Genomic DNA, 7205 nt, shown 5'->3' with positions numbered 1-7205 from the left:
CCTTTGCCCCCCCCCTCTGTCATGCCAACGTCTACAACTCGAACCTCCTCGGCCACCCGCATCACAAGGGCGTCATTACCCGCATTCAGCCTTACGATTTCCATCTTCGTCGGTTATTTCCTCCCAAGTCGGCTTACAAACTTTGACGTTTACGTAAATCCCAAATGATCTAACCGATTGAAAATACTGACGCCAAAATAATCGTTTGAATTTTTTCCGTGCCGGGGCTATTGGGTGCGGCGAAAATTCGCGGTTCCCCGCAGCATTCCGGCCTCTTCTTCGACGCCGCCATCAAGTCACAGAGATTTGAGACGTCGTCACCGACAAAGGGAAAACATCCTCACATGGCACGCAACAAGATAGCGCTTATCGGCTCTGGCATGATCGGCGGCACGCTCGCTCACATGATCGGCCTCAAGGACCTCGGCGACGTGGTGCTGTTCGATATTGCCGAAGGTATCCCGCAGGGCAAGGGGCTCGATATCGCGCAGTCGTCGCCTGTCGATGGCTTCGACTCCAGGCTCACCGGCATCAACGACTATGCCGGCATCGAAGGCGCCGACGTCTGTATCGTCACCGCCGGCGTGCCGCGCAAGCCCGGCATGAGCCGCGACGACCTTCTGGGCATCAACCTCAAGGTCATGGAGCAGGTCGGCGCCGGGCTGAAGAAGTATGCGCCGAAGGCTTTCGTCATCTGCATCACAAACCCGCTCGACGCCATGGTGTGGGCGCTGCAGAAGTTCTCAGGCCTGCCCAACAGCCACGTCGTCGGCATGGCCGGCGTGCTCGACAGCGCGCGCTTCCGCTATTTCCTGGCCGAGGAATTCAAGGTCTCGGTCGAGGACGTCACCGCCTTCGTGCTCGGCGGCCACGGCGATTCCATGGTGCCGATGATCCGCTACTCGACGGTATCGGGCATTCCGCTGCCCGACCTCATCAAGATGGGCTGGACCTCGAAGGAGAAGCTCGACCAGATCGTGCAGCGCACCCGCGACGGCGGCGCCGAGATCGTCGGCCTGCTCAAGACCGGCTCGGCCTATTACGCGCCGGCCGCTTCGGCGATCTCGATGGCCGAAGCCTATCTCAAGGACAAGAAGCGCGTGCTGCCCTGTGCGGCGTATCTCTCCGGCCAGTATGGCGTCAAGAATACCTATGTCGGCGTTCCCGTGGTGATCGGCGCCGGCGGCGTCGAGCGCATCATCGAGATCGAGCTCAACAAGAGCGAGCAGAAGATGTTCGACTCCTCCGTGGCGACGGTGCAGGGCCTGACCGAGGCCTGCGTCAAGATCGCGCCGCAACTCGCCTCCAAATGAATCTCCAGTAAGTGAACCCCCAGTCGATCCGGAGACCATCCAGATGAACATCCATGAGTATCAGGGCAAGGCACTGCTGAAGAGCTTCGGCGCGCCGGTGGCCGAAGGCGTGCCGGTGTTCAAGGCGAGCGAAGCGGAAGCCGCCGCCAAGGCGCTGCCGGGCCCGCTCTATGTGGTGAAGAGCCAGATCCATGCCGGCGGCCGCGGCAAGGGCAAATTCACCGAGCTCGGCCCGGACGCCAAGGGCGGCGTGCGGCTGGCGAAATCGGTGGCCGATGTCGTCGCCAACGCCAACGAGATGCTGGGCAACACTCTGGTGACCAAGCAGACCGGCCCGGCCGGCAAGCAGGTCAACCGCCTCTATATCGAAGACGGCGCCGACATCGAACGCGAGCTCTATCTGTCGATCCTGGTCGACCGTTCGGTCGGCCGCATTGCCTTCGTCGTCTCGACCGAGGGCGGCATGGACATTGAGGCAGTCGCCCATGACACGCCCGAAAAGATCATCACCGTCGCCATCGATCCGGAAAAGGGCGTCACATCAGCCGACCTGAAGGCGCTCAACGGCGCGCTCAAGCTCGACGGCGATGCGGCCAAGGACGGCGATACGCTGTTCCCGATCCTCTACAAGGCCTTCGTCGAGAAGGATATGAGCCTGCTCGAGGTCAATCCGCTGATCGTCATGAAGAACGGCCGGCTGCGTGTGCTCGACGCGAAGGTGTCGTTCGACAACAACGCGCTGTTCCGTCACCCCGACGTGCTCGAGCTGCGCGACACCACCGAAGAGGACGAGAAGGAAATCGAGGCGTCGAAATACGACCTCGCCTATGTCGCGCTCGACGGCAATATCGGCTGCATGGTCAACGGCGCCGGGCTTGCCATGGCGACGATGGACATCATCAAGCTCTATGGCGCCGAACCGGCCAACTTCCTCGATGTCGGTGGCGGCGCATCCAAGGAAAAAGTCACGGCGGCGTTCAAGATCATCACCCGGGATCCGGCGGTCAAGGGCATCCTGATCAACATCTTCGGCGGCATCATGAAGTGCGACATCATTGCCGAGGGCGTCATTGCCGCGGTCAAGGAAGTCGGCTTGGAAGTGCCGCTGGTGGTGCGCCTGGAAGGCACCAATGCCGAGCTCGGCAAGAAGATCATCAACGACAGCGGCCTCAACGTGGTGTCGGCCGATGACCTCGACGACGCAGCCAAGAAGATCGTGGCGGCGGTGAAGGGCTGATCTGGTGCCTCCGCATAAGATAAACCTGGTCGAGGCTGCGGATCAAAAGATCAAGAAGGTCTTCGATCCGCATATCGCCGGCGACGTCAACGACAGCCAGGCGAAGGTCGCCAAGTTCGGCGAGGTCTTCGACTGGCACGCGCATGACAATGAGGACGAAGCCTTCCTCGTGCTGCGTGGGCGTATCGCCATCGATTTCCGCGACGGCCCGGTCGAACTCGGCGAGGGCGATTTCATCGTCGTGCCGCGCGGCGTCGAGCACCGGCCGCGCTCGCTCACCGTTGAGCCCGTGGTGCTGATGTTCGAGCCGGCAACGACGCTCAACACCGGCAACGCCAAGAGCGACCTCACCGTCGCCGACTTGAAGCGGCTCTGACCATGTTTTCCTCGATCAACGGTTTTTAGAAAAGGGCTCCCATGTCCATCCTCGTCGACAAGAACACCAAGGTGCTGGTGCAGGGCCTGACCGGCAAGACCGGCACGTTCCATACCGAACAGGCGCTGGCTTATCACGGCACGAAAATGGTCGGCGGCATCCATCCCAAGAAGGGTGGCGAGACGTGGACCGGCGCGAAGGGCGAAAGCCTGCCGATCTTCGCCACCGTCGCCGAGGGCAAGGAAAAGAGCGGTGCCAACGCGTCGGTCGTCTATGTGCCGCCGGCGGGTGCCGCCGAGGCCATCCTCGAAGCGATCGAGGCCGAGATCCCGCTGATCATCTGCATCACCGAAGGCATACCGGTGATGGACATGATCAGGGTCAAGGCCAAGCTCGACCGTTCGACCTCGCGGCTGATCGGCCCGAACTGCCCGGGCGTGCTGACGCCCAACGAATGCAAGATCGGCATCATGCCCGGAAACATCTTCCGCAAGGGCTCGGTCGGCGTTGTTTCGCGGTCGGGAACGCTTACCTATGAGGCCGTGTTCCAGACCACCAATGTCGGCCTCGGCCAGACCACCGCCGTCGGTATCGGCGGCGACCCCGTCAAAGGCACCGAGTTCATCGACGTGCTCGAGATGTTCCTCGCCGACGAGGAGACCAAGTCGATCATCATGATCGGCGAGATCGGCGGTTCGGCCGAGGAAGACGCCGCGCAGTTCCTCAAGGACGAAGCCAAGCGGGGCCGCAAGAAGCCGATGGCCGGCTTCATCGCCGGGCGCACGGCGCCGGCCGGCCGCACCATGGGCCACGCCGGCGCGGTCATCTCCGGCGGCAAGGGCGGCGCCGAAGACAAGATCGCGGCAATGGAATCGGCCGGGATAAAAGTTTCGCCGTCGCCGGCAAGGCTGGGCACGACCTTGGTCGAAGCGATCAAAGGGTAAGGGAATAGGGGAGTAAGGGAGTAGGGCAGTAGGGAAAATAGCAGCGGCAAAAAGCCCTACTCCCCTATTCCCTTATTTCCCTACTCCCCTCCAAAAACAGGAGACGGAGCCGGGCTCCGCGGACAAAAATGGCAAGACAAGATCAGGCCAACGACCAATTTTCTCTCACCTCTTTCCTCTATGGCGGCAATGCCGATTACATCGACGCGCTTTATGCCGCCTATGAGGACGATCCAGCCTCGGTCAATCCCGAATGGCAGGAGTTCTTCGCCGGGCTGAAGGACGATTCCGGCGATGTGCGCAGGAACGCCAAGGGCGCCTCCTGGGCCAAGCCCTCCTGGCCGCTGCAGGCCAATGGCGAATTGGTGTCGGCGCTCGACGGCAATTGGGGCATCGTCGAGAAGACGATCGAAAAGAAGGTCAAGGACAAGGCGGTCACCAATGGCGTCGTCCTGTCCGACGCCGACGTGCACCAGGCGACGCGCGATTCGGTGCGCGCCATCATGATGATCCGCGCCTACCGCATGCGCGGCCATCTGCACGCCAATCTCGATCCGCTCGGCATCGCCAAGCCGCTCGAGGACTACAACGAGCTGTCGCCGGAAAACTACGGCTTCACCGAAGCCGATTACGACCGGCCGATCTTCCTCGACAATGTGCTGGGGCTTGAATTCGGCAGCATCCGGCAGATGCTGGAAATCCTGACCCGCACCTATTGCTCCACGCTCGGCGTCGAGTTCATGCATATTTCCGACCCTGAGGAAAAGGCCTGGATCCAGGCGCGCATCGAGGGTGCCGACAAGGAGATCACCTTCACCGCCGCCGGCAAGAAGGCGATCCTGCAGAAGCTGGTCGAGGCTGAAGGCTTCGAGCAGTTCATCGACGTCAAGTACAAGGGCACCAAGCGCTTCGGCCTCGATGGCAGTGAGGCGCTGATCCCGGCGCTGGAGCAGATCGTCAAGCGCGGCGGCCAACTCGGCATGAAGGAAATCGTGCTCGGCATGGCGCATCGCGGCCGGCTGAACGTGCTCTCCCAGGTGATGGCCAAGCCGCACCGCGCCATCTTCCACGAGTTCAAGGGCGGCTCTGCGGCACCCGATGAGGTCGAAGGCTCGGGCGACGTCAAGTACCATCTCGGCGCCTCGTCGGACCGCGAGTTCGACGGCAACAAGGTGCATCTGTCCCTGACCGCCAATCCCTCGCATCTGGAGATCGTCGATCCGGTGGTGATGGGCAAGGCGCGCGCCAAGCAGGATTATCTGTTCGGCCGCAGCCGCGAGGAAATCGTGCCGCTGGAAGAGCGCGCCAAGGTGCTGCCGCTCTTGCTGCATGGCGATGCCGCCTTCGCCGGTCAGGGCGTGATCGCCGAGATCCTCGGCCTGTCCGGCCTGCGCGGCCACCGCGTCGCTGGCACGCTGCATTTCATCATCAACAACCAGATTGGTTTCACCACCAACCCGCGCTTTTCGCGCTCCTCGCCCTATCCGTCCGACGTCGCCAAGATGATCGAAGCACCGATCTTCCACGTCAATGGCGACGACCCGGAAGCCGTGGTGCACGCCACCAAGGTGGCGATCGAGTTTCGCATGAAGTTCTTCAAGCCTGTTGTGGTCGATATGTTCTGCTATCGCCGCTTCGGCCACAATGAGGGCGACGAACCGGCCTTCACCCAGCCGATCATGTACCGCAACATCCGCAACCACAAGACGACGGTGCAGATCTATGGCGACCGGCTGATCGCCGAGGGTCACCTCACCCAGGCCGAGCTCGACCAGTTGAAAGCCGACTGGCGGGCGCATCTGGAATCCGAATGGGAAGTCGGCCAGCACTACAAGCCCAACAAGGCTGACTGGCTCGACGGCGCCTGGTCGGGCCTGCGCACCGCCGACAACCAGGACGAACAAAGGCGCGGCAAGACCGCCGTGCCGGTCAAGACGCTGAAGGAAATCGGCAAGAAGCTGACCGAGGTGCCGAAGGATTTCGAGGCGCACAAGACGATCATCCGTTTCCTCGAAAACCGCCGCCAGGCGATCGAGTCCGGCGAAGGCATCGACTGGTCGACGGCCGAGGCGCTGGCCTTCGGCGCCATCCTGCTCGACGGCAATCCGATCCGCCTGTCGGGGCAGGATTCCGAACGCGGCACCTTCTCGCAGCGCCATTCCGTGCTCTACGACCAGCGCGACGAGACCCGCTACATCCCGCTCAACAATCTGTCGGCGGCTCAGGCCGGCTATGAAGTCATCAACTCGATGCTGTCGGAAGAGGCGGTTCTGGGCTTCGAATACGGCTATAGCCTGGCCGAGCCCAAGGCGCTGACCTTGTGGGAAGCGCAGTTCGGCGACTTCGCCAACGGCGCCCAGGTGGTGTTCGACCAGTTCATCTCGTCAGGCGAACGCAAGTGGCTCAGAATGTCGGGCCTCGTCTGCCTGTTGCCGCATGGCTATGAAGGCCAGGGTCCGGAACATTCCTCGGCCCGGCTCGAACGCTTCCTGCAGCTTTGCGCCGAAGACAACATGCAAGTCGCCAACTGCACCACGCCGGCCAACTACTTCCACATATTGCGCCGGCAGCTGAAGCGCGACTTCCGCAAGCCGCTGATTCTGATGACGCCGAAGTCGCTGCTGCGCCACAAGCGGGCGGTGTCGACGCTGCCGGAAATTTCGGGCGAAAGCTCGTTCCACCGGTTGCTGTGGGACGATGCGCAGCTGCTTTCCGGACAAGCGATCAAGCTGGTCAAGGATTCCAAGATCCGCCGCGTCGTGCTGTGTTCGGGCAAGGTCTATTACGACCTCTATGAGGAGCGCGAAAAGCGCGGCATCAACGACATCTATCTGCTGCGCGTCGAGCAGCTTTATCCGTTCCCGGCCAAGGCACTGATCACCGAACTGTCGCGGTTCCGCAATGCCGAGATGGTGTGGTGCCAGGAGGAGCCCAAGAACATGGGCGCCTGGTCGTTCATCGACCCGTATCTGGAATGGGTGCTGGCGCATATCGACGCCAAGCATCAGCGGGTGCGCTACACCGGCCGTCCGGCCGCCGCCTCGCCGGCGACCGGACTGATGTCGAAGCATCTCGCCCAGCTCGCCGCCTTGCTCGAAGACGCGCTTGGTGAATAGAGAAGATCTGGGCGAACAACAGAACCGAAAGAAAACGGACAGGCACAATGGCTACCGAAATCCGCGTTCCCACTCTCGGCGAATCCGTCACTGAAGCGACCGTCGGCAAATGGTTCAAGAAGGTTGGCGATACAATCGCCGCCGATGAACCGCTGGTCGAGCTCGAGACCGACAAGGTGACGGTGGAGGTGCCTGCCGCCGCCGCCGGCACGCTGGGTG

At 62.1% G+C, this 7205-nt stretch carries 6 protein-coding genes; all 6 read left to right on the top strand.

Features of this window, described 5'->3' with window-relative positions; translation table 11 throughout:
• Nucleotides 1–344 precede the first annotated feature (344 nt).
• Nucleotides 345–1313, top strand: a complete 969-nt coding sequence (gene mdh / locus EN914_RS18140; RefSeq protein WP_013528846.1) for a malate dehydrogenase — start codon at nt 345–347, stop codon at nt 1311–1313.
• A gap of 43 nt (nt 1314–1356) precedes the next feature.
• On the top strand, nt 1357–2550 hold the full coding sequence (gene sucC, locus EN914_RS18135) for an ADP-forming succinate--CoA ligase subunit beta (protein ID WP_024504973.1): 1194 nt from the start codon (nt 1357–1359) through the stop codon (nt 2548–2550).
• 4 nt (nt 2551–2554) lie between these two features.
• Nucleotides 2555–2926, top strand: coding sequence for a cupin domain-containing protein (locus tag EN914_RS18130; protein ID WP_013528848.1), 372 nt, complete (start codon nt 2555–2557; stop codon nt 2924–2926).
• A 41-nt stretch (nt 2927–2967) separates the two neighbouring features.
• Nucleotides 2968–3870: a succinate--CoA ligase subunit alpha gene (gene sucD / locus EN914_RS18125; RefSeq protein WP_024504974.1), complete on the top strand. Its 903-nt coding sequence runs from the start codon at nt 2968–2970 to the stop codon at nt 3868–3870.
• 128 nt (nt 3871–3998) lie between these two features.
• Nucleotides 3999–6986: a 2-oxoglutarate dehydrogenase E1 component gene (locus tag EN914_RS18120; protein WP_024504975.1), complete on the top strand. Its 2988-nt coding sequence runs from the start codon at nt 3999–4001 to the stop codon at nt 6984–6986.
• A gap of 47 nt (nt 6987–7033) precedes the next feature.
• Nucleotides 7034–7205, top strand: a 172-nt coding sequence (locus EN914_RS18115; protein WP_348631915.1) for a biotin/lipoyl-containing protein, incomplete at its 3' end; no start/stop codon positions are given.

This window comes from Mesorhizobium sp. M7A.F.Ca.CA.001.08.2.1 (genome assembly GCF_003998455.1).
In the GTDB taxonomy this organism is placed as follows: domain Bacteria; phylum Pseudomonadota; class Alphaproteobacteria; order Rhizobiales; family Rhizobiaceae; genus Mesorhizobium; species Mesorhizobium ciceri.
This window is presented reverse-complemented; position numbering and strand designations above follow the sequence as displayed.